The following is a 21,607-nucleotide window of genomic DNA, read 5'->3' as shown; positions in this document are numbered from 1 at the left end:
CTATGGCGCTTACCAAAGCCGACATTGCAGAGCACCTGTTCACCCAGCTCGGGATGAGCAAGCGTGAAGCCAAAGATATGGTGGAAGCCTTCTTTGAAGAGATCAGACAAGCGCTTGAGCGTGGTGAACAAGTCAAGATTTCAGGCTTCGGTAACTTTGATCTTCGTGAGAAGAACCAGCGTCCAGGACGTAACCCGAAAACCGGCGAAGATATTCCCATCAGCGCCCGGCGGGTGGTCACCTTCCGCCCTGGTCAGAAACTCAAGGCCAGGGTCGAAAATGTTGAACCCAACGAGTGACAAAAAGCCAGGCAACCGCCTGGCTTTTACTTTTTCATGATAAAAACCAGTCTTTTGCTAGGTCTGCTGCTGGCCGCGCCACTGCAGGCGATGGATCTGCCTCTCTCCACGACCGCCAAGGCATTTGCCGATGCCACCCAGTCGCTGACCATCTGTTATCCGGCGCTCATCAGACCGCCTTATCTCGATGAGTCGGGAGGGCTGCTGGTCGATCAGATGGAGCGACTGGCCGAACAGCTCCCCTTTCCGCTCATCTATCAGAAGCTGCCCAACTGGTCTGCCGTGCGCAGCGGATTGCTGGAGGGGCGCTGCGATCTCATTCCCAACGTGGGCCCCTCTCTGGAGGCCCTGCCCGGGATGGCGCTCAGTCGTGCCATGCTGGAGGCCGAGTCCGCCATTCTCTATCGCGGCGAGCTGAAGCAGGCCAGGTTCCTGGTCTCGCCCATCTGGCAGGCGAACGAGGTACTGCGTGCCCTCTATCCCCATTCAACCCAGCAACCCCTGACCGAGGCGGACAACTGGTACGCGGCGCTGGCGGCGGGCAAGGGGACGGCCTACCTCGGCGACTACCTGCAGCTGCGTTACCTGATGCGCGAATACCCGGATACCGGGCTGCGGCTGCGCCGCCTGCGCAGCGACGAGCTGGTGGTGAGCTACCGGCTGATGATGCGGGACAAACCGGCACTGCGCGAGCTGATCGACACCGCCATCCGCTACCTGCCGCCGGGCTCCCTCTATCAGGATCTCGACCGCTACCTGGCGCAGGGGGAGCAGGACATCAACCCGCTTCACTTCACCGACAAGGAGCAGGCCTGGCTGGTCGGCACCTCCAGCGCCATCAAGCTGGTGGTCAACCCGGATCTGATGCCTTACAGCGGCCTCGACGAGCAGGGCGATCTCAAGGGGTGGAGCGCGGACGTGCTGAAACTGGTGAGCCAGCAGACCGGGCTCAACTTCCACGTAATCCCCACCGCCAGCCGGGAAGAGGCGCTGGCCAAGCTGCAAAGCGGCGAGGCTGACATGATGGTCGGCCTGCTGGAAACGCCGGCGCTGACCGATGCCTTCGACTTTACCCGGATCATGGCGGTCAGCCGTTATGCCCTGGTGAGCCGCAAGACCCAGCCGCTCGAGACGCTGGCGGCGGTGAAGGGCAGGATAGTGGTGCCCGCCACCCTCTATGACGAAGAGATGCTGACCCGCCTGGAGGGTACGCATCACTGGCGCAAGAGCGACACCCTGGCAGCGGGGATATCGGCGGTACAGAGCGGCGCGGCCGACGCCATGCTGGCCGAGCTCTATCAGCTGCAATACCCGCTTCGCAACAACCAGCTGGACGGGCTGGAGGTGCGGGAGTTGCCGCAGCGTTTCGGGTTGGGGTTTGCCATCAGTCGGCACAGCCCCAGGCTTGCCGGGGTGATGGAACAGAGTCTGATGACCCTCACCGGCAAGCAGAATGACGATCTCAAACTGCGCTGGCACCGGCTGGTACTGACCCAGCAGGCCGGGGTCAGCTACGGGATCTGGCTGGGTTCGGTGTTGCTGGCGCTGCTGATCAGTGCCGGTGTCATCTGGCTGATCTGGCGCTCGCGCCAGCAGCTGGCCCGGGAGGTAAGCCAGCGCCAGGCGATGGAGCAGACCCTGGCTCTGGAGAGCCAGTTCCGGGAGTCCCTGTTCCAGGCGCTGCCGGTGCCAGTGTTCCTGCGGGACAATCAGGGCGAGATCATCAAGCGCAACAAGCAGGCCAAGCGGCTGGAGGCCCGCTACCTGGCGGAATTGCACCTGCCACAGGCCCAGCTGCAGGAGAGCGAGGGGGAGATGGCGCTGGGCGATCAGGTCTACTCCTACGCCCAGATCCCACTCCAGCTCGGCAAGCAGTCGCCGGCGGGGGATCTCATCGCGCTCTCCAACATCAGTGCCCTGCGCGAGCGCACCCGCTTGTTGCGCCAGGCCGAGCGGCGCCTGCGGGCGTTGACCAACACGGTGCCCGGCGTGGTGATCCAGTTCCTGCTGCACGAGGAGGGGATCCGCCAGGTGGAGTTCATCAGTCGCGGCAGCTATGAGTTGCTGGGGCTGGCCAGCCAGCAGATCCGCCGCAATCCGGGCGAGGCGCTGGGACGGCTGGCACCGCAGGACAAGGTCGAGATGCAGCAGCCCATGCGCGAGATGCTGCAGGCCGGCCAGCCCTTCTCCTATGCCCTGCGCTACCAGCATCCGCTCAAGGGTACCCGCTGGCTGCAGTTCTACGGCCGGGGGCGCAGCCTGCCCGAGCAGGGGTGGCGGGTATACGGGGTGGTGCAGGATGTGACGGTGCGGGTCGAGCAGGAGCAGGCGCTGCAGGCCTCCCATGAGCGGGCCGAGCAGGCCGTGCTGGCCAAGGGCCGCTTCCTCGCGGCGGTGAGCCACGAGATCCGCACCCCCATGAACGCCATCCTGGGGCTGCTGGAATGGCTCAGCCACACCCCCCTCAATGCCGAGCAGCACTCTGCGCTCTCCCATGTCAGGCAGGCAGGGGACGAGCTGCTGGGCCTGCTCAACGACGTGCTCGATTTCAGCCGCAACGAGAACCGGCAGCTGGCGCTCTCGCCCCAGCCTACCGATCTGGTGGATTTGTGTGAGCATGTGGCTGCCGTGCACTGGTCCAAGGCCCGCTCCAAGCGGCTGCAACTGCGGCTGGATCTGGATCACCGACTGCCCGCTCAGGTGGAGCTGGATCCCCATCGGGTGCAGCAAGTGCTGCACAACCTGCTGGCCAATGCCATCAAGTTCAGCAGCCGTGGCGAGGTGGTGCTGTGGGCCCGCCGGGACGGCACCCAGCTGCTGTGCGGGGTGGATGACGAGGGGCCCGGCATCAGTGCCGAGCTGCTGCCGCGCCTGTTCCTGCCCTTTGAACAGGGTGGGGAGGAGGGGCAGCCGCGGGCCCAGGGGACCGGGCTCGGGCTTGCCATCTGTCGCCAGCTGATGGAGCAGATGGGGGGAGAGATCCGGGTCGAGCCGCGCACAACTGGCGGCAGCCGCTTCACCTGTGCATTGCCGCTGGTGTTGCTGCAGGAGATGCCGCGCTGGCGCCCGCGGGTGAGCAGCGTCCATGTGGCACTCGACGGGGCGGAGCGGGACTATCTGCTGCCCTGGCTCGGCGAGCTCGATCTGCCGGACGATCCGGCCGGCCCGGTGCTGAGCGCCCGCCAGGATGAACAGGGGCTGCGCTACTGGGACTGGCAGGGCGAACCCTGGGTGCCGGGCTCGGTGGTCAGCTTGATGCAGCCGCGGCTGGTGCCCTCCGCCCAGGGCATGATCACGTTGCCGGGGCAGGGGATGCGGGTGCTGTTGGTTGAAGATCACGAGGTGAACCGGGTATTGATCAGCATGCAGCTGACCCAGCTGGGGGCCCAGGTGATCAGCGCGGCCAACGGCCAGCTGGCGCTCGACATGCTGCAGCACGAGACGGTCGATCTGGTGCTGACCGATCTGCAGATGCCGGTGATGGACGGAGCCGAGCTCTGCCGCCGACTGCGAGACACCCCGCGCTGGCAACATCTGCCCACCTACGTGATCACCGCCGATCTCAGCGAGCCGGCGGCGGCGCAGTTGGCCAGCTGCGGTTGTCGTGGTCATCTGGACAAGCCGCTGCTGCTCAAGGATCTCGCCAATCTGCTACGCACCCTGGGGGACCCTGCACCCGAGCCGAACCCGGAGCAGAAGGTGGCAGCACCGGCGCCCTGGTCAGAAGCCCAGATGCCGCTGCTCACCCCCGAGCTTATCTCCCTCTATCTGGAGGCGACCGGCCAGGATCTGGCCGACATTGAGCGCTGTGTCACACAAGCAGACGAGATGGCACTGGAAGCCGCTTTACACAAGATGAAGGGGGCCGCCAAAATGGTGGGCGCGACCCCGCTCGTCCAGGTGATTGAACAGTGGAAACGGGATCCACGGCAACCCCTGCTACCCCCGCTGCGGCAAGCTCTGGACGAGGTGTGCCGGCGACTACGTGAGAGGCTCTGACATGATCATCACAGATGAAGAGTTACTGGCGTTGCTGAACTCGGAAGAGACGGATGAGCGCCTGTTCCACCCCGTGACCATCTATGCCTTGGACGGGGTTGCCTATCGGGCGGCAAAAGCCGTCAAACTGCCGGAATTTGCCACCTTGCGCCGCACCCGGCCCGATGCCTGCTGGCAGTGGGAAGGGCTGTTTGCCGCCGGTGCCATCGCCCTGTTCGATCCCGACTCCCACGCCGGTGCCGACTACCTGCCGCAATTGACGGCGCAGGCGGAGGGGATCTATCGCCTCACCGATGACTGGCTGGCGGGGGTCAATGGCCGCTATCTGGCGTGGCAGGAGTGGCTGGCCCAGACCCAGGTGTTGCTGCTGGAGGATCACCCGTTTCAGGGGGCCCACATCCAGCAGGAGATCAGGGGACTGGGATTGCCCTGTCAGTGGGTGCAGGATGGCAATGCCTGCATCAAGGCGCTGGCCGGTGGCGAGATCAAGCTGCTGGTGAGCGATCTCAGCCTGGTGGATCAGGATGCCATCAGCCTGCTGATGAGCCAGCCCCAATACCAGCACAGCGGCCTGCCCATCGTGCTGCTCTCCGCCCACGACCAGACCCTGATCGACGGCGCCCGCCGCCTGCTGCACGATGCCGGGTTCAACGTGCTGGCGGCCCTGGCCAAGCCGCTGCTGGCCGACGATCTGCTGAGCCTGCTCAAGGGGCTTTATCTGGGGCCGCAGCGTCAGCGCCGCCTGAGCGGACTGCGCCGTACCATCCGCACCTGGCAGGGGGAGGAGAAGGGGTTGCTCGGACTCTTGTCCGATCCCCCGTCTCCCTTGCCCATCTGGCTGGCGGTGACCGGTTTGCCGCCGCGCTGGGAGCTGGTGCGCGAATGGCTCGTCCAGCGGGGCAGGGAGCCTGGCGAGCTCACCCTGCTGATCCACCGGCGCGACCACCTGTTGAGCCAGGCGGAGCGTTTTGCCCTGGTGCTGCAGGCCAGTCTGGCGGGGGCACGGCTCGCCCTGCTGCTGGACAACGATCAGCACATTCCGTTCGACTTGCTGGAGCGGATGCCGCTGCAGCATCTGCTGCTAGGGCAGAGCCTGCTGCCGAGCCTGGAGGCCATGACCCCGGACTCCCTGCTGGGGCGCTTCATCAACCGAGCCAGAGAGCTTGGCATCGCCCTCTATCTGGACGATCCCTTCAACCTGCTGGACCACAACCTGTGGCGCGATCGCGGCATGGCGGGGCGCTGGTAGAGGGTGGCCCGCTACCTCTGCTGGCCGCCGGACGAAGCCCGGTTGCGCCGCTCCCTGGCCGGCTGGCTTCATCCCCGTACCCGCGCTGACCTGCCGCTGATGATGGAGGTCGGGGGCGTTCCCTGCCGCTTGCAGGAGCTGGCGGGGGCCGATCCCGCCCGCATCCGAGCGGCTTATGACGAACTCGGTGAGCAGAGCGTCTACCTGCGTTTCATGCGCGCCAAGCAGAGGTTGAGCGACGAGCAGCTCGCCTTCTTCCTCGATTACCCCAGGGAACATCAGATCGGCCTGCTGCTGACCGACGGTCAGGGACGGCCGCTGGCCCAGGCCCAGTCCATCCGGCGGCGGCTGCATCCGGATCGGGCCGAGTTCTCCTGCATCGTCGCCGATCACTTCCAGCACAGAGGGGCGGGGCGGCGCATCCTGCTGGCGCTGGCCTTGCTGGCGCGCGGCGAGGGGATCCGCGAATGGACGGCGGAGGTGCTGCCCCAGAATCGCCCCATGCTGGCGCTGCTGCGCGGGCTGGGCCTGCCGCTCACCCTGGTGACGGGGCGGGAGCTGGTGTTCGTGCGACTCGATCTGAGCGTGCTCGACACCCTGTAACCGCATCATAAGACCAAGGGCGAATAGGCCGGTTTTTCACCCTGTGCTAAGGTCAGCCAGAGAGCTAGCCAGAGGGAGTCAGTCATGGTGCAGTCAGCGAAACACATCGTCATTCTTACCGGTGCCGGGATCTCGGCCGAGTCGGGCATCAAGACCTTTCGCGCCTGTGACGGTCTGTGGGAGGAGCACAGGGTGGAGGACGTGGCGACGCCGGAGGGCTATGCCCGGGATCCTGAGCTGGTGCAGGGCTTTTACAACTCTCGCCGTCATCAGCTGCAGCAACCCCACATTCACCCCAATCCGGCCCACTATGCGCTGGCCCGGCTCGAGCGCCTGCTGCCGGACTGCGTCACCCTGGTGACCCAGAACATCGACAACCTGCACGAGATCGCCGGCAGCAAGAATCTCATTCACATGCACGGTGAGCTGCTCAAGGCGCGCTGCCCAGGCTCGGGCCAGGTGATCGAGTGGCGCGGCGATCTCCATCAGGAAGAGCTGTGCACCTGCTGCCAGTTTCCCCAGCCGCTGCGCCCGCACGTGGTCTGGTTCGGCGAGATGCCGCTCGGGCTGGATCGCATCTACGGCGCGCTGGCCCAGTGTGATCTCTTCATCTCCATCGGCACCTCTGGCGCCGTCTATCCGGCGGCCGGTTTCGTGCACGAAGCGGGATTGAACGGAGCCCACACCATAGAGCTCAACCTGGAGCCGAGCGAAGTGGGTAGCCAGTTTGACGAGAAGCGCTACGGTCCGGCTTCCCTGCTGGTGCCGGCCTATGTGGATGAGCTGCTGCAACGCTGCGGCGTACACCAGCCGGCGCAGATCGAGGGGCACAACTGGATGGAGATGCGCGGCCCCTAGCTATTGTGCATCAGCGCAGTTGCAATGAACCGGTGAAATCGCCACACTGGCAGCCAAAAAATGGGACGCAGTTGGCGCAACTTACATGATCACTCTCAAGCAATGGATCGCTTTTTCCCTCCTGATGCTGGCCTGTGCCGGCGCATCGGCACAGGCCTCCCTGATGACCCTGGTGTTGCCAGACGGCCAGCAGGTGGCCCTCGATGAGGCGGCCCTCTCCGCCCTGCCACAGACCGAGTTCACCACCACCACCCCCTGGACCCAGGGTTCCCACCACTATCGCGGGCCGACCCTGGCGACCGTGCTGGCGGCGCAAGGGATCCAGAATGCCCGCAAGATCGCCGTCTCGGCCCTCAACGGTTATCAACAGGTGGTGGATCTGGCCCTGTTCGACGGCGTGCCGCTGACCCTGGTGCGTGCGGAGGACGGCAAGCCGCTGACCCGGCGCAACAAGGGGCCGCTCTGGTTGCTCATCCCGTTTACCACTTATCCCAAGCTGGACGTACCCGCCATCCACAACTGCATGGTGTGGCAGGTGACCCGCATCGAGATCGTCGATTGATGGGGCTATCCCGCCACAAGCTGCTGCTGGTGGCAGTCTCGCTGCTGTTTCTGCTCTCGTCGGGCAGCAGCCTCTATCTGCAGCATCGCCAGGAGCAGCTGGTCGACACCTTCTACCGCAACATCCACTGGAACATCAGCCAGGTGATGCTCGAATCCCAGCGTTTCCTCGCCGATCTGCGGCTCTATCGGGTCGGCCAAGTGGAGATGGAGACCCTGAGCCTCGATTACGATCTGCTGTGGAACCGGCTCGACATCTTTCTCATCAGCAGTGAAACCGCCGAGGCGCGTGAGCGGCACGGCCTTGGCAAGGCGCTGGCCGGACTGTTCGAGCAGATCAAGCGGCTCGAGCCCCAGATGGCGGCAGGGGAACTGCGGGAAGGGGCCCAACTCGCCCGCCTGCAGGAGGCGATCGCCAGCCAGACCCGGCTCATCGAGCAGATAGGCAACCAAATCCTCTCCGGCCAGGAGCGGGAACGTTCGGTGAGCCAGATCCGCAGCAGCCTGTTCTGGCTGCAGATCTGGCAGCTGATCCTGCTGCTGACCGGCGGTGCCCTGGTGGCCGCCCTCATTCGTGCCAATCTGGCGAACCGCCGGCTCGCCCTGCTCGACCCCCTGACCCGGCTTGGCAACCGCCGCGCCCTGCAGGAGCAGCTCTCTCGCGCCCTGCATGCCGGCGAGGCGAGTGCCCTGGTAGTGCTCGACCTCAAGCGCTTCAAGCAGGTCAATGATCTGCTCGGCTATCAGGTCGGTGATCGGCTGTTGCAGACGGTGGCCGACAAGCTGCAGCAGGCCCACGGCAGTCACGCCTACCGGCTCGGCGGCGACGAGTTCGCCGTGGTGCTGACCACGGCGGACGGGACGCTGGAAGCGCGCATCCACCAGCTGATGAACCTGCTCCACTTCGAGTTCGTGACCCGGGAGTGCAGCTTCGAGCTGGCCTGCCGGCTCGGGGTGGCCAGGGCGCAGCAGCAGGATGCCGGCCGGCTGCTGGATCAGGCCATCCTGGCCCTCAATCAGGCCAAGCGCAGCCAGGAGGGGGACATCAGCTGGTTTGCGCCGGCCATGCTGCAGCAGCTGCAGTTGACCCAGCACCAGCTGCATCAGCTGCGCGACTGGCTGGCCGGACGCGAGCCGGCGCCGCTGCGGGTGGCACTGCAGGCGATGACGGATGAACAGGGCAACGGCCTGTGGCAACTGGCGCTCTACTGGCAAGAGCAGGGCACGCCCTGTCCTATGCGCTGGCTGCAGGAGTGCGGCGTGCTGGGGCCCGTGCTGGCCCGGCTGCTGCGGGCGCATGAGACGCTGCGTGGCGATGGTCGTGCCTTGTTGGTCCCGCTCGACAATCAGGCTCAGCTGGCCCAGGTGCTGGCCTGTCTGCCGGGGGCATCCCGCACGCCGCTGGTGCTGCTGGTGCCGGTACTGCAACCGGATACTGCCTTGCTGGCGGGATTGCGGCAGCAGGGTTGCACCCTGGCGCTCAGAGACATTGGCAGCGCCACCCCGGCGCAGCTGGCAGCCGGCTGGCCCGTGCGCTACTGGTTGCCGCAGGATGATGAACATGGCGAGTTGTTGCAGCCGCTGGCCCGGCGACTGGGGCTGGTGCAACTGCAGGTGCTGGCGGGCAGTGAGGCAAGGCAGCTGGCCTGAGCACAAAGGGCGGTATTGAACCTGCCAGAGACAAAACGCAGCAAGGCGACCCCAGGGTCGCCTTGCGCTTTTATTGCAGGTGAATGTCAGGGGTGAGGGGCGCAGGAATCTCTGATCACCAGGTCGGGATCGACGGTGATCAGGTGGTCCGCCAGCGCCTCGCCGTTGATGCGCGCCAGCAGCCGGGTGACGGCGAGGCGGCCCAGCTCCTCTTTCGGCTGATTGACCGTGGTGAGCGGCGGCGACATGAATTCGGCCAGCGCCACGTTGTCATAGCCGACGATGGAGAGATCCCGCGGGATCACCAGCCCTGCCTGATGCGCGGCGCTGATGGCCCCCATCGCCATCATATCGTTACAGACGAACAGCGCGCTGGGGCGTTCGGGCAGCGCCAGCAGACGGCGCATCGCCTGATGGCCGCTGGCGCAGTCAAAGTCACCCTCCTGGACCCAGTCCGGATTGACGGTGAGACCGGCCTCCAGCATCGCCTGCTCGAAGCCTGCCTGACGCTGGTTGGCGGGGGCGCGGCTGTGGGGGCCGGTGATGCAGCCGATGGCGGTGTGACCCAGCCCCAGCAGGTGGCGGGTCGCCAGGTAGCCGCCGCGATGGGAGTTGTCGGCGATGAGATCCACGTCGGCACTCTCCATCCCCCAGTCCATCACCACCACCGGCAGGCTCTTGAGCCAGTCGAGCTGGTTGAACACCTCCTGCTGTCCCTCGCTGCACATGATGAGCAGACCGTCGACCCGCTTGCGCAGCATCATCTTGAGGTAGGAGAGGGCGGTCTCGGCCTGCCCCTCGGTGTTGCCCAGCATCAGGTTGTAGCCCTGCTCGAAGCAGTAGCGCTCCACCCCGCGTACCACCTCGGCGAAGAAGGGGTTGCTGGAGGTGGTGACCAGCATGCCGATACTGTTGGTCTCCTTCACCTTGAGGCTGCGGGCCACCAGGCTTGGGGCGTAGTTGAGATCGCGCATGGCGGCGAAGACCCGCTCGCGGGTCTCCTCGGCGACGAAACGGGTCTCGTTGATGACGTGGGAGACGGTGGTGGTCGACACCCCCGCCAGCGCCGCCACCTCCTTGATATTGGCCATCAGTGCCCCTGCGCAATCTGCTCAAGCAGGAAGGCGTCGACCTCCTGCTTGCTCGGGATGGAGCTCTGGGCACCAAACCGGGTGACGGAGAGCGCCGCGGCGCCGTGGGCAAAGCGCACGGCCGCGTCAAAGTCGGCGCCGGCGAGCTCGGCCGCCAAGAGGGCGCCGTTGAAGGTATCGCCGGCCGCAGTGGTATCTACTGCTTTCACCCTAAAACCCGGAATGAGCGCTTGTTGCTGCCCCTTGCTGCAATAGACCCCTTGCGACCCCAGGGTGATCATCACCTCTTCGATGCCCATCTGGTGGAAACGGGCGGCAGCCTTTGCCGCGCTCGCCTCGTCGGTGACCTTGACGCCGGTCAGCAGCTCGGCTTCGGTCTGGTTGGGGGTGATGAGGTCGACCAGTGCCAGCAGTTCGCTCGAGAGCGGGCGAGCGGGGGCTGGGTTGAGCACCACCCGGGTGCCGTGGGCACGGGCCAGCCGGGCGGCTTCCTGCACGCTCTCCAGCGGCACTTCCAGCTGCAGCAGCAGGGTGTGGGCGGCTGAGATCATCGCTTCATGGCCTTTCACCACGGATGGGGTGAGGGCGCCGTTGGCTTCGGCGGAGATGCCGATGCTGTTCTCCCCCTCATCGCTCACATAGATGATGGCGATCCCGGTGGGGAGCTTGGGGTCGAGCTCGACGGCGCTCACGTCGATACCGTCTTTAGCAAAACCGGTCTTCATCTGGTGGCCGATGGCGTCATCGCCGATGCGGGCGATAAAGGAGACTTGTGCACCTAACCGGGCGGCGGCCACCGCCTGGTTGGCGCCCTTGCCACCGGGCACCACTTGATAGCTGTGGCCGGTCAGGGTTTCACCCGGGCGAGGAAAGTGGGGAACGCGCAGCACGTGGTCTGCATTGACACTGCCCAGAACGACGAGACGATTCATGTTGAGTACTCCTGATGCATCTTGGCATGGACACGAAAGCCGGATCCAGGCCGGGAGGCACCGTAAACCTTGAGTGAAAAGGGGGAGGCGAACCTCCCCCCCGTCAACTTACTTGCTGACCACTTGCAGCGGAACCGGGATGGATTTTTCCACCGGCTGGCCCTTGAGCACCTTGTCGGCGGTTTCCACGCCGATGGCGCCGATCAGGGCGGGCTGCTGGGCTACGGTGGCAGCCAGTTTACCCTTGGCCACGGCGGCCTTGCCATCGTCGGTGCCATCGAAGCCGACGATCATCACCTCTTTGCCGGCGGCCTGCACGGCGCGTATGGCACCCAGCGCCATCTCGTCGTTCTGGGCGAACACCGCCTGCACGCTCGGGTGAGCGGCCAGCAGGTTCTCCATGACGTTCAGACCCTTGGTGCGGTCAAAGTCGGCGGGCTGGGAGGCCAGCACTTCCAGCTTGTTGGCGGCCACGGCCAGGGCAAAGCCTTCGCCGCGGTCACGGGCGGCGGAGGTACCGGCGATCCCTTCCAGCTGGATCACCTTGGCACCGGCACCCAGCTTCTGGGTGATGAAATCGCCGGCCAGTTTGCCACCCGCCACGTTGTCGGAGGCGATGTGGGCCTTGACGTCACCCTGCGCCGCGCCGCGGTCCAGGGTCAGTACCGGGATGTTGGCCTTGTTGGCGAGGCGAATGGCGTTGCCCACCGCTTCGGAGTCGGTCGGGTTGATCAGGATGGCGTTGACCTTGCGCACGGTGAGATCTTCCATGTTGGAGAGCTCCTTGGCCGGGTCATTCTGGGAATCCAGCACCACCAGCTCGTAGCCAAGCTCCTTGGCCTTGGCTTCGGCCCCTTCCTTCATGGTGACGAAGAAGGGGTTGTTGAGGGTGGAGACCACCATGGCCAGGGTGTGATCGGCGGCCTGGGCGGTGCCCAGCACGGACATGATGGCGGCAGCGAGCAGGGTATTGAGCTTTTTCATCATTTCATTCCTTGTGTGTGCTTACTTGCTTTTGTTATCGATCATCACGGCGAGCAAAATCACGCTGGCCTTGGCGATCATCTGGTAATAGGACGAGACGTCGAGCAGGTTGAGGGCATTGTTGAGGAAGCCGATGATGAGCGCCCCGATCAGGGTACCCATGATGCGGCCCTTGCCCCCCATCAGGCTGGTGCCCCCCAGCACCACGGCGGCGATGGCATCCAGCTCGTAACCCATACCGGCGGTCGGCTGGGCGGAGGAGAGGCGGGAAGTGACGATGAGCCCGGCCAGAGCCGACAGCATGCCGCACAGACCATACACCGCGAGCTTCACCCGGTCCACATTGATGCCGGAGAGGCGGGTGGCCGATTCGTTGCCGCCGAGGGCATAGATGTAGCGACCCAGGCGAGTGTGGTTGAGCATGAACCAGGCCAGCAGGAAGACGATGGCCATCAACCAGATGGGCACCGGCAGACCGAACAGGTAACCGGTACCCAGCCAGGCGAAGTGATCGGCACCGTCACTGAAACCGGTGGAGATGGGGCGCCCCTCGGTATAGACCATGGTGACGCCGCGCAGGGCGGTCATGGTGACCAGGGTGGCGATGAAGGCCTGCACCTTGCCCTTGGCAATGATGAGGCCGCTGATGCCGCCAAGCAGGGCACCGGCCCCCAGGGTGAGGGGGATCACCAGCATGATGGGCAGCTCCATGGCGACCATGGTGGCGGCCAGGGCGCCGCACAGGGCCAGTACCGAGCCGACCGACAGATCGATGCCGGCGGTGAGGATGACCAGGGTCATGCCGACCGCCATGATGGCGTTGACCGAGGTCTGGCGCAGGATGTTGAGCAGGTTGTCGGCGGTGAAGAAGTTGGGGCTCAGGAAGGAGACCACGCCGATCAGCACCAGCAGGGCCACCAGCGATTTGTTCTCGATCCACCACTCCTTGCTCATGATGCCGCGGCGGGAAAGGGTTTGGGTTGTCATTGTGCTGCCTCTTGCTCTGCTTGCCACTGTTTGCCGACTGCCGCGGCCATCAGTTTTTCCTGATTGGCGTCGCGGGTATTGAACTCTGCGCTGATGCGCCCTTCGTGCATCACCAGGATGCGATCACTCATGCCGAGCACTTCCGGCATCTCGGAGGAGACCAGGATGATGCTCATCCCCTCCTTCTTGAACTGGTTGATGAGCTGATAGATCTCCTTCTTGGCGCCGACATCGACGCCGCGGGTCGGCTCGTCCAGGATCAGTACCTTGGGCCGGGTCAGCAGCCCCTTGGCGATGGCCACCTTCTGCTGGTTGCCGCCGGAGAGCAGTTTTATCAGCTGATCTTGACTGGGGGTCTTGATGTTGAACAGGCGCACATAGTCGCCCACCGCCTGGCGTTCGGCCTGGCCGTCAATCTTGCCACCACGGATGAACTCGCCGAGGGCGCACAGGCTCATGTTTTCGCGCACCGACAGCTCCAGCACCAGGCCATCGCCCTTGCGATCCTCGGAGATGTAGGCGATGCCGGCGGCCAGGCCATCGGCCGGGCTTCTGGGGGCCAGCGCGTGACCATCCACGGTCACCTGGCCGGCGCTGATGGGGCTGGCACCGTAGATAAGCTTCATCAGCTCGGTGCGGCCGGAGCCCATCAGGCCGCTGAAGCCCAGAATTTCCCCCTGACGCAGGGAGAAGCTCACCCCGCGCACGCCGGGGCCGGCCAGATCCTTGACCTGCAGGCTGACCGGGCCGAGCTCGCGCACCAGACGCGGGTACTGCTCTTCCAGTCGGCGGCCTACCATCATCTCGATGATCCTGTCTTCGTCGAGCTCGCTCACCGCCTGCTCGCCGATCCACTTGCCATCGCGCAGCACGGTGACCCGATCGCAGATCTCGAAGATCTCCTTCAAGCGGTGGGAGATGTAGACGATGCCGCAGCCCTGCTCACGCAGCTCGCGGATAACCTTGAACAGCTGCTCGGTCTCGGTGTCGGTCAGCGCATCGGTGGGCTCGTCCATGATGATGACGCTGGCATCAAACGACAGCGCCTTGGCGATCTCCACCATCTGCTGTTCACCGATGGAGAGACTCCCGAGCCGGGTATCCGGGCCGTGTTTGACGCCAAGTCGTGCCAGCAGGGTGCTTGCCCGTTCGCGCAGCTGCTTGTGATCGATGCTGCCAAAGCGGGTGCGCGGTTCGCGGCCGAGGAAGATGTTGGCGGCAATGGAGAGCTCCGGCAGCAGGTTCAGCTCCTGGTGGATGATGCTGATCCCCTGATCCTGGGAGTCGCGGGGCCCTTTGAAGTGAACCGGCTCACCGCGATAACTGATGCTGCCACTGTCGGCCTGATAGATGCCGGTCAGTACCTTCATCAGGGTGGATTTGCCAGCGCCGTTTTCGCCGAGCAGGGCCATCACCTGACCCGGGTAGACCTTGAGGCCTGCCTCATCGAGCGCCCGCACGCCGGGGAAGGTCTTGACGATCCCGGTGAGCGACAGAATGGGCGAAGGGGTTGTACTCATGGCTGATTCCTTGAAAAGGCTTAAAACGCCACGCCGGCGCAGAGAATGAGGTTGGCGTAGGGGGTCACCTCGCCGCTGCGCACGATGGCCTTGCTTTGGTGGGAGCGAGCCTTGAACGCTTCGTGCAGGCAGTATTCGATGGTGATGGGCTTGCCTTGGGCAGCGGCGTGCGCCTCCAGCTGATCCACCAGCGCCTGATGGGCGGCGGGGCTGATCTGCTTGATCTCGCTTGCCATGATCACCTTCTCCACCACCAGGTCGGTGAGCAGGGCGGTCAGCACGGTGCCAAGGTTCGGCGTCCCCGCCATCAACGCCAGATCGATGCGCTCGGGGCCCGCCGGAATGGGCAGGCCCGCATCGCAGACGGTGATCTCGTCGGTGTGGCCCATCTGTGCCACCAGGGCACTCAGGGGAGCATTGAGCAGTACGCCTCGTTTCATACAGCACCTCGGCAGGCTATGCCCGCGTATCTGATGTTAGCTAGGCAACCGGTTACGCAACCGGTTGCGTCATGAAGTGGAAGATAGGCGTTCAGGCGTTCTGGATCCACCAGGAGATGGCAGAAATGTGAAAACGATCTCAATGGCGAGGGGAAAGCGGGGAAAAAGGTGCCAGAAGAGCACTGGCACCCGCAACGAGAGGAATTAGAGGGCGAGCCCTTGTTGCACGCCGGGGCGTGCCAGCATGCGCCGATAGTGATCCGCGACCTTGGGAAAGTCGCTGATGGCCACCCCGTCGCCCTCGAGCCAGCTCGCCACCACGAACAGGTAGATATCGGCCAGGCTGAAGCGCTCCCCCAGTACCCAGGGGCCGGCCAGATAGTGGCGCTCTATCTCGGCAAAGCCCTCGCGCATGTTGTGCGGCACCTTGGCCTGCATGGCGGCGATGGCCTGCGGGTCATCGGCCCAGCGGCTGGCCCGGCGGCCGTGGGCATGGGCGACGTGCACGGTGGCGGCGAGGAAGCTGTGCACCTCCTGCATGCGGGCCAGCAGGAAGGGGTCGTCCAGCGGTGCCAGCCCGGCATGGGGAAAACGCTGCGCCACATAGAGCAGCAAGGCCGGGGTTTCGGTGAGCACACAGTGTTCGGTGACAAGAGCCGGGACCCGTCCCTTGGGGTTGATGGCCAGATAGGCGGCAGAGCGCTGCTCGCCGGCCGCCAGATCCAGCCGTTTGACAACGTGAGGGGCACCGGCTTCGGTGAGGGCGATACGCACGGCCATGGCGCAGGTACCGGGCGCGAGATAGAGGGTCAAATCAGACATGAACATCTCCTTGTGAAGCGCGTGTCCCCTGTGATCCCGGGTGGGGCGGGGCGCGCAAAAAAATCCGCACTGTCGCCTGGCATCCTACGCCCCTGGTGGCCGTCGGCCAAGGGCGGGATCCCGGCCAGGACAAGGAGGGCTGATGAAATCAAAGGCTTTTTGAGCGCAGACGCGCGGGAAAAACGGCTACGCATGCCGGGTCAAATCGCTATAATGTGCTCCCTGAATAGCGGTCTTTCGGATGTTGGATAGTCAATTGAGTAACAAAATGCGGATAGGTGGTTCCCTCGAGCAGTCCCTGAGCCAGGGATATCGTCTCGACCTCAAGGGGGTATTGCAGGAGAGCTGGCAACAGACGCGGCGCACCGGGTTCGGCCTGCTGCTGGCCATCGTCGGGGTAACGGCCATCTGGATACTGTTGAGCAACACCCTGCTCGCCCCCTATGTCAATCAGGAAGGGGGGATGGACGTGGCCCTGGTGCTGAGCCTGCTCATCACCGTCATCATGTCGCCCATGACCTCTTCCCTCGACATGCTGGGGTTGCAGCAGTCGGTGGGGGTGCGTGCCCGGCCGAGCCAGGTGTTCGACTTCTTTCGCCACTTCCTGCGCCTTGGCAGCCTGAGCCTACTCGGCAGCCTCATCACCAGCCTGTTCGGCCCGCTGTTCGAGCTGGTGGGTCTGCCGGTGATGCTGGCCTTCATTCCGTCGGCCCTGATCGGCATGGGGCTGGTGTTTACCGTGCCGCTGGTGCTGGAGCGCGGCCTGTCGCCGGCGCAGGCCATTCTGGTCTCCCTCAAGCTGTTTGCCCGTGGCTGGCCCAGCATAGTGCTGCTGCACGGGGTCATGATGGCGCTCTTCTTCCTGGCGCTGATCCCCATGGGGCTGGGGCTTATCTGGGTGGCACCGCTCTATTTCAACTGCAAGGGGATCCTCTACCGGGATCTGTGCGGGGTGGCGGTCGAAGTAACCGACGTGAGCCAGGGCCCCGATCATTTCAACGCCTGACGGGCATGCAGGGCGTCAGACAACAGCAACAGATAGCGGCGCGTGTAGATGCGTGATGCAAAAGGATGGCATATGAACAATCGATACGGGATGGCGGCCGCGCTGCTGATGGCGCCCATGCTGGCAGTGGCGCAGCCCTCCCTCGAGCTGCAGTACGGCACCTTCTACAGCCAGATGAAGACCTTCGCCAAAGGGGAGTTTGGCCACGCCAGGCTGGGTTTTTATCTGACCGATCAGCAAAATGGCCGGCGCTGCCAACTCACCTCGGCCCGGGTCTCGACTCTGGATCGGGACGTGGCGGCCGAGGTGACCATCGACAGCGAATTGCGACTGCCCTATGACGACGATCTGAATCTCGACAAGGCAAGCGTGGTAGTGGGGCTCACCGAGCCTCATGCAGCTTGCGATCTGTCGGTGCAGGTGATGGCGGATGTGCCGCCGCCGGCAGACAGTCGGTGGGAGCTCAAGGTGAGCGAGCTGACGGGCCGTCAGCACGACATGCAGAGCCTGCTGGAGAAGCTGGCCGGCGTGGTCGGCAAGTATTTCCTGCCCGAGATGACGGGGGTGAGGGTCAGCCTGGTGCAGCCAAGCGGCACCGCCTACCTCATCGACGGTGCCCGCCAGCTGCCGCTGCCCTGGCAGGAGGGACAACTGCTGCTGAGCAACGCCCAGCTGGCGGAGTTTGCAGAGGGCAAGCTGCAGTTGCAGGGGGAGATCCTGCGACTGACCCCCTGGCTGCACAAGGGCTGATGGGTCCCGGGCCGCCTGCTTGCCGGCATAAAAATAAAAAAGGAGCGCCTGGCGCTCCTTTTTTCATTGGTGATGGTGAGGGCTTAGCGCACCTCAATCACGTCCAGCATGTCCATCTCATCGATGTCCAGCAGCGGCGCCTTGGGCAGTTCGGGCGGATCAAACGCCTTGTCGCCGCCGTCGATGATGCCGGAGTCGCGGTTGATGCTCTTGAAGTCAAACAGCTTGTGATCGAGCAGGTGGCTCGGGATCACGTCCTGAATGGCGGTGAACATGGTCTCGAGACGACCCGGGAAGCGGCGATCCCACTCCTGCATCATCTGCTTGATGGCCTGGCGCTGCAGGTTCTCCTGGGAGCCGCACAGGTTGCACGGGATGATGGGGAAGGCCTTGACCTCGGCATAGCGCACCAGGTCCTTCTCCTTGCAGTAGGCGAGCGGGCGGATCACCACGTTCTTGCCGTCGTCGCTCACCAGCTTGGGCGGCATGGACTTGAGCTTGCCGCCGTAGAACATGTTGAGGAACAGGGTCTCGAGGATGTCATCGCGGTGGTGGCCAAGGGCAATCTTGGTGCAACCCAGCTCCTGGGCGGTGCGGTAGAGAATGCCGCGGCGCAGGCGGGAGCAGAGGGCGCAGGTGGTCTTGCCCTCCGGCACCTTCTCCTTGACGATGGCGTAGGTATCTTCTTCGACGATCTTGAAGTCGATGCCGAGGGTGCTCAGGTATTCGGGCAGCACGTGCTCGGGGAAACCGGGCTGCTTCTGATCCAGATTGACCGCCACCAGATCGAAGTGGATGGGGGCGCTGGCCTTCAGGCTCATCAGGATGTCGAGCATGGCGAAGCTGTCCTTGCCGCCGGACAGGCACACCATGACCTTGTCACCCTCTTCAATCATGTTGAAGTCGGCAATGGCCTGACCTACGTTGCGCCGCAGGCGCTTCTGCAGTTTGTTGAAACTGTATTTTTCTTTGGCGTTAAGCTCTTCTAGCATGACCTGAAACCCGGGACAAAAATAAGCGGCTTATTATAGCCATGTCCCGGGGGAGGGCAAGAAAGGCTTATGCTGGACGGCGGCTATCGACCGGGCAGCTGTAGTCGGCGGGCTTGAGGATCAGCATGTCGCAGGCGAGGCGATCCACCACGTGTTCGGCGGTGTTGCCAAGCAGGGCGGCGGAGAGCCCGGTGCGACCGACGCACCCCATGATCATCAGGGTAGCCTGCAGCTCGCCGGCGAGATCGGGCAGCACCTCTTCGGGCAGGCCTTCCGCCACCCGGGTCCAGAGATGGCCGATGCCGTATTTGTCGGCGTGGCTCAGCAGCAGGCTCTCGTGGTGTTTGCGAATGGCGTCGTTGTAGGCGTTGGGGTCAAACTCCGGCAGCTCGATAGCCACGTTGACCGGGGTGCCCGGATAGGTGTTGACCAGATAGAGGTTGGAGCCGAGCAGCTCGGCGATGGCGATCCCCTCTTCGGTGATCCGCTCGTTGAGCAGTTTCTGATCCTGATCGTCGCTGGAGCAATTGATGGCGGCGATGATGTTGCCGCCCCGCTGCCAATGACCCTCTTTCACCAGCAGCACGGGGCAGGGGCATTTGCGCAGCAGGTGCCAGTCGGTGGGGGTGAAGATGAAGGTTTGCAGGAAGGAGTGGTGGTGAGTCGCCTTGACCACCAGATCGTGGCGCTGCTCCAGCACTTCCTGAATGATGCATTCGAAGGGACGGTTGTGCCAGACCACCTTGATCTCGCAGTCCAGCCCACGGGCACGGTAGGGTTTGAGTATGTCGTCGAGCCATTCACGGCGCTGGGAAATGACCCCGTGGCGCATCTCTTCTCGCTCGTCCACCGACAGCATGGCGGTCATTTCATACGAGAAGTCGTAAATGGTGAGTAACAGGGTCAGCTGCGCCCCTTCATCCAGCTCGGCGACCTTGACCGCACGTTCGAGGGCGATTTGCCGCTCTTCTTCCGGGTTGATGACCACCAGGATTTTTCGGTACTTGACCATGTTCTCCTCCTCCTTGGCAAAAATACCAATGATGGCAGACCTTTAGCCATTACAGCTTAGCTCAGGAGGAGAAGGGGGGACGTGTGCCGGATCAAATTTCGGGGTAAACCGATCCGGCACCAGAGAGAGGAGGCTTAACCGCAGGGGGGACGGGTCGCACCGGCCATGACGCCGAGGGCGACGTGATCCAGCACGGTAATGTATTTGCCCTTGACGCTGATGAGGCCTGACTTCTGGAAACGGCCCAGCAGACGGCTGATGGTCTCGACGGTGAGGCCGAGGTAGTTGCCGATGTCGCCGCGGGTCATGGAGAGGCGGAACTCCTTGGCAGAGAAACCACGCTCGGAGAAGCGCACCGACAGGTTGTGCAGGAAGGCGGCAAGGCGCTCTTCGGCATTCTTCTTGGAGAGCAGCAGGATCATTTCCTGGTCGCCCATGATCTCGTTGCTCATCAGCCGCATGATCTGCTGGCGCAGCTTCGGCATCTTGCCGGAGAGATCGTCAAGCACGTCGAACGGGATCTCGCACACCATGGCGGTTTCCAGCGCCTGGGCGAAGGAGGGGTGCGCCTGCTTGTGGATGGCGTCAAAGCCGACCAGATCGCCAGCCAGGTGGAAGGCGGTGATCTGCTCGTCACCCTGTTCGGTGATGGTGTATGACTTGATGGTCCCGGAACGGATGGCATAGAGCGATTTGAGTTCGTCGCCGGCCTTGAACAACTCTTCACCCTTCTGGATCGGCTTCTTGCGCTCGATGATGCTGTCCAGCTGATCGAGCTCGTTGTCGTTCAGAGTGAAGGGAATGCAGAGCTGGCTGATGCTGCAATCCTGGCAATGAATTGCACAGCCACCGCTCTGAATACGTCTGCCAGGTTTCTTTTCCGGGATCATAGGCTCATACGAATAATTGATTTATATCAAACAAGTTTACCATCAACTCATCCGTTTTGGATAGGGTTTCAAAAGGATGCAATCCCGATCCAGAGAGTATGCAGACCGTATGCGATGAGCAGCAGGGCCCCGCCAAGGCGCAAACTGCGCAGGGTCAGCCAGTAGCGCAGTCGATCCGCCAGCCCCCCCAGCGCAAACAGGGTCGGCAGGGTGCCGAGGCCGAAAAAGAGCATGATCAGCGCGCCGCCAGCGGCCGATCCCGCCGCTGCGCTCCAGGTCAGCATGGAGTAGACCAGCCCGCAGGGGAGCCAGCCCCACACCATGCCAAACGGCAGTGCCTGCCAGGCCGAGGTGAAGGGGATGAACCTGCCCGCCAGTGGCTTGAGGTGGGGCCACAATCTGGCGCCCATGCGCTCGAGCAGCAACACCCCCTGCCACCAGCCGGCGAGATAGAGCCCGAGGGCAATCATCAGGAAGGCCGCCACCAGCCGCAGGCCGGCGATGGCGTGCTTGCCCGCACCGAGCTCGCTGGTGGTGGCGAGCAAGCCCCCGACCAGGGCGCCGGCGATCACATAGCTCAGGATCCGGCCGAGGTTGTAGTTGAGCAGGTAACCGAGCCGGCCCCAGAAGTGCTGCTTCTCGGCAGGAATGGCCATGGAGAGGGCGGCGGAGACGCCGCCGCACATGCCGATGCAGTGGCCGGCGCCGGCCAGTCCCACCAGCAGGGCGCCCAGCAGATCAAGGGTGGCCGTCATCTTTGTGCTCGTGCTCGGCGTGTTTGGGGGCGGGTTGCTCTTCATCGAACAGGATATTGGAACCCTGGCGGTCGAGATCTTCAAACTGCTCGGAGCGAATGGCCCAGAAGAAGACGGCGCCGGCGATGATGACGAAGAGGATGGCAATGGGGATGAGGACGAAGATGATGTTCATGCAGCAAACCTTGCAATAAGAGGGGTCATGGT

General features: G+C 63.9%; 20 protein-coding genes and 1 pseudogene. 9 read left to right on the top strand and 12 right to left on the bottom strand.

The features are described from left to right. Positions 1 to 2: 2 nt before the first annotated feature. From ihfA to PG897_RS17655, 7 genes and pseudogenes are all read left to right on the top strand, one after another. Positions 3 to 299, top strand: a complete 297-nt coding sequence (ihfA, locus tag PG897_RS17685; protein WP_005300715.1) for an integration host factor subunit alpha — start codon at positions 3 to 5, stop codon at positions 297 to 299. Between the two features lie 54 nt (positions 300 to 353). Then, on the top strand, positions 354 to 4,298 hold the full coding sequence (locus PG897_RS17680; protein WP_201882241.1) for an ATP-binding protein: 3,945 nt from the start codon (positions 354 to 356) through the stop codon (positions 4,296 to 4,298). 1 nt (position 4,299) lies between these two features. Continuing rightward, positions 4,300 to 5,547: a response regulator gene (locus PG897_RS17675; RefSeq protein ID WP_201889271.1), complete on the top strand. Its 1,248-nt coding sequence runs from the start codon at positions 4,300 to 4,302 to the stop codon at positions 5,545 to 5,547. A gap of 3 nt (positions 5,548 to 5,550) precedes the next feature. Beyond that, on the top strand, positions 5,551 to 6,150 hold the full coding sequence (locus tag PG897_RS17670) for a GNAT family N-acetyltransferase (protein WP_017782894.1): 600 nt from the start codon (positions 5,551 to 5,553) through the stop codon (positions 6,148 to 6,150). A 66-nt stretch (positions 6,151 to 6,216) separates the two neighbouring features. Further along, positions 6,217 to 7,008 (top strand): annotated as a pseudogene (cobB, locus tag PG897_RS17665) (Sir2 family NAD+-dependent deacetylase); the annotation flags it as partial. Positions 7,009 to 7,093: 85 nt separating this feature from the next. After that, positions 7,094 to 7,570, top strand: a complete 477-nt coding sequence (locus PG897_RS17660; RefSeq protein ID WP_024941819.1) for a hypothetical protein — start codon at positions 7,094 to 7,096, stop codon at positions 7,568 to 7,570. Further along, positions 7,570 to 9,219 (top strand): GGDEF domain-containing protein, encoded by a 1,650-nt coding sequence (locus PG897_RS17655; RefSeq protein WP_185450452.1) that lies wholly within the window; start codon positions 7,570 to 7,572, stop codon positions 9,217 to 9,219. Before PG897_RS17660 ends, PG897_RS17655 begins: the two co-directional genes overlap by 1 nt. A gap of 86 nt (positions 9,220 to 9,305) precedes the next feature. Here PG897_RS17655 and PG897_RS17650 read toward each other — a convergent pair whose 3' ends face one another. The 7 genes from PG897_RS17650 to PG897_RS17620 form a co-directional block, all read right to left on the bottom strand. Then, positions 9,306 to 10,310: a substrate-binding domain-containing protein gene (locus tag PG897_RS17650; protein ID WP_024941817.1), complete on the bottom strand. Its 1,005-nt coding sequence runs from the start codon at positions 10,308 to 10,310 to the stop codon at positions 9,306 to 9,308. Next, on the bottom strand, positions 10,310 to 11,242 hold the full coding sequence (rbsK, locus tag PG897_RS17645) for a ribokinase (protein WP_024941816.1): 933 nt from the start codon (positions 11,240 to 11,242) through the stop codon (positions 10,310 to 10,312). Before rbsK ends, PG897_RS17650 begins: the two co-directional genes overlap by 1 nt. 108 nt (positions 11,243 to 11,350) lie before the next feature. Continuing rightward, complete coding sequence (rbsB, locus tag PG897_RS17640) at positions 11,351 to 12,226, bottom strand: ribose ABC transporter substrate-binding protein RbsB (RefSeq protein ID WP_010634030.1); 876 nt, start codon at positions 12,224 to 12,226, stop codon at positions 11,351 to 11,353. A 21-nt stretch (positions 12,227 to 12,247) separates the two neighbouring features. After that, complete coding sequence (gene rbsC / locus PG897_RS17635) at positions 12,248 to 13,213, bottom strand: ribose ABC transporter permease (RefSeq protein WP_005300744.1); 966 nt, start codon at positions 13,211 to 13,213, stop codon at positions 12,248 to 12,250. After that, positions 13,210 to 14,733: a ribose ABC transporter ATP-binding protein RbsA gene (gene rbsA, locus PG897_RS17630; RefSeq protein WP_024941815.1), complete on the bottom strand. Its 1,524-nt coding sequence runs from the start codon at positions 14,731 to 14,733 to the stop codon at positions 13,210 to 13,212. The genes rbsC and rbsA overlap by 4 nt, the downstream gene beginning before the upstream one ends. Before the next feature lie 20 nt (positions 14,734 to 14,753). Beyond that, positions 14,754 to 15,173, bottom strand: a complete 420-nt coding sequence (gene rbsD, locus PG897_RS17625; RefSeq protein WP_024941814.1) for a D-ribose pyranase — start codon at positions 15,171 to 15,173, stop codon at positions 14,754 to 14,756. Positions 15,174 to 15,377: 204 nt separating this feature from the next. Beyond that, a complete protein-coding gene (locus tag PG897_RS17620; protein WP_024941813.1) occupies positions 15,378 to 15,995 on the bottom strand; it encodes a glutathione S-transferase family protein in 618 nt (205 codons plus the stop codon). Between the two features lie 268 nt (positions 15,996 to 16,263). On the opposite strand from PG897_RS17620, the gene PG897_RS17615 reads away from it, so the two are divergent. Both PG897_RS17615 and PG897_RS17610 read left to right on the top strand, forming a co-directional pair. Further along, complete coding sequence (locus PG897_RS17615; protein WP_005300757.1) at positions 16,264 to 17,001, top strand: hypothetical protein; 738 nt, start codon at positions 16,264 to 16,266, stop codon at positions 16,999 to 17,001. A gap of 72 nt (positions 17,002 to 17,073) precedes the next feature. After that, complete coding sequence (locus PG897_RS17610; RefSeq protein WP_201882236.1) at positions 17,074 to 17,751, top strand: DUF2987 domain-containing protein; 678 nt, start codon at positions 17,074 to 17,076, stop codon at positions 17,749 to 17,751. A gap of 83 nt (positions 17,752 to 17,834) precedes the next feature. Here PG897_RS17610 and ttcA read toward each other — a convergent pair whose 3' ends face one another. The 5 genes from ttcA to ccoS all read right to left on the bottom strand — a co-directional run bounded on the left by ttcA (position 17,835) and on the right by ccoS (position 21,575). Beyond that, a complete protein-coding gene (ttcA, locus tag PG897_RS17605) occupies positions 17,835 to 18,743 on the bottom strand; it encodes a tRNA 2-thiocytidine(32) synthetase TtcA (RefSeq protein WP_005300763.1) in 909 nt (302 codons plus the stop codon). A gap of 67 nt (positions 18,744 to 18,810) precedes the next feature. Continuing rightward, a complete protein-coding gene (uspE, locus tag PG897_RS17600) occupies positions 18,811 to 19,755 on the bottom strand; it encodes a universal stress protein UspE (RefSeq protein WP_017764530.1) in 945 nt (314 codons plus the stop codon). A gap of 134 nt (positions 19,756 to 19,889) precedes the next feature. Next, positions 19,890 to 20,645, bottom strand: a complete 756-nt coding sequence (locus tag PG897_RS17595; RefSeq protein WP_005300768.1) for an FNR family transcription factor — start codon at positions 20,643 to 20,645, stop codon at positions 19,890 to 19,892. 68 nt (positions 20,646 to 20,713) lie between these two features. After that, entirely contained in the window at positions 20,714 to 21,400 is a 687-nt protein-coding gene (locus tag PG897_RS17590; protein WP_024941810.1) for a sulfite exporter TauE/SafE family protein, read from the bottom strand. Beyond that, positions 21,384 to 21,575, bottom strand: a complete 192-nt coding sequence (ccoS, locus tag PG897_RS17585; RefSeq protein WP_005300771.1) for a cbb3-type cytochrome oxidase assembly protein CcoS — start codon at positions 21,573 to 21,575, stop codon at positions 21,384 to 21,386. The genes PG897_RS17590 and ccoS overlap by 17 nt, the downstream gene beginning before the upstream one ends. Positions 21,576 to 21,607: the final 32 nt, after the last annotated feature.

Source organism: Aeromonas sp. QDB20 (assembly GCF_027707805.1).
GTDB classification, from domain to species: domain Bacteria; phylum Pseudomonadota; class Gammaproteobacteria; order Enterobacterales; family Aeromonadaceae; genus Aeromonas; species Aeromonas dhakensis.
Note: the sequence above shows the minus strand (reverse complement) of the source record. Positions and strands in the feature narration are given on the sequence as shown.

Bases quoted from the DNA above. Each gene is read 5' to 3' on its own strand.
- ihfA (WP_005300715.1), top strand. From the start codon at position 3: ATGGCGCTTACCAAAGCCGACATTGCAGAGCACCTGTTCACCCAGCTC.
- PG897_RS17675 (WP_201889271.1), top strand. From the start codon at position 4,300: ATGATCATCACAGATGAAGAGTTACTGGCGTTGCTGAACTCGGAAGAG.
- PG897_RS17660 (WP_024941819.1), top strand. From the start codon at position 7,094: ATGATCACTCTCAAGCAATGGATCGCTTTTTCCCTCCTGATGCTGGCC.
- PG897_RS17655 (WP_185450452.1), top strand. From the start codon at position 7,570: ATGGGGCTATCCCGCCACAAGCTGCTGCTGGTGGCAGTCTCGCTGCTG.
- PG897_RS17650 (WP_024941817.1), bottom strand. From the start codon at position 10,310: ATGGCCAATATCAAGGAGGTGGCGGCGCTGGCGGGGGTGTCGACCACC.
- rbsK (WP_024941816.1), bottom strand. From the start codon at position 11,242: ATGAATCGTCTCGTCGTTCTGGGCAGTGTCAATGCAGACCACGTGCTG.
- rbsB (WP_010634030.1), bottom strand. From the start codon at position 12,226: ATGAAAAAGCTCAATACCCTGCTCGCTGCCGCCATCATGTCCGTGCTG.
- rbsC (WP_005300744.1), bottom strand. From the start codon at position 13,213: ATGACAACCCAAACCCTTTCCCGCCGCGGCATCATGAGCAAGGAGTGG.
- rbsA (WP_024941815.1), bottom strand. From the start codon at position 14,733: ATGAGTACAACCCCTTCGCCCATTCTGTCGCTCACCGGGATCGTCAAG.
- rbsD (WP_024941814.1), bottom strand. From the start codon at position 15,173: ATGAAACGAGGCGTACTGCTCAATGCTCCCCTGAGTGCCCTGGTGGCA.
- PG897_RS17620 (WP_024941813.1), bottom strand. From the start codon at position 15,995: ATGTCTGATTTGACCCTCTATCTCGCGCCCGGTACCTGCGCCATGGCC.
- PG897_RS17615 (WP_005300757.1), top strand. From the start codon at position 16,264: ATGCGGATAGGTGGTTCCCTCGAGCAGTCCCTGAGCCAGGGATATCGT.
- PG897_RS17610 (WP_201882236.1), top strand. From the start codon at position 17,074: ATGAACAATCGATACGGGATGGCGGCCGCGCTGCTGATGGCGCCCATG.
- ttcA (WP_005300763.1), bottom strand. From the start codon at position 18,743: ATGCTAGAAGAGCTTAACGCCAAAGAAAAATACAGTTTCAACAAACTG.
- uspE (WP_017764530.1), bottom strand. From the start codon at position 19,755: ATGGTCAAGTACCGAAAAATCCTGGTGGTCATCAACCCGGAAGAAGAG.
- PG897_RS17595 (WP_005300768.1), bottom strand. From the start codon at position 20,645: ATGATCCCGGAAAAGAAACCTGGCAGACGTATTCAGAGCGGTGGCTGT.
- PG897_RS17590 (WP_024941810.1), bottom strand. From the start codon at position 21,400: ATGACGGCCACCCTTGATCTGCTGGGCGCCCTGCTGGTGGGACTGGCC.
- ccoS (WP_005300771.1), bottom strand. From the start codon at position 21,575: ATGAACATCATCTTCGTCCTCATCCCCATTGCCATCCTCTTCGTCATC.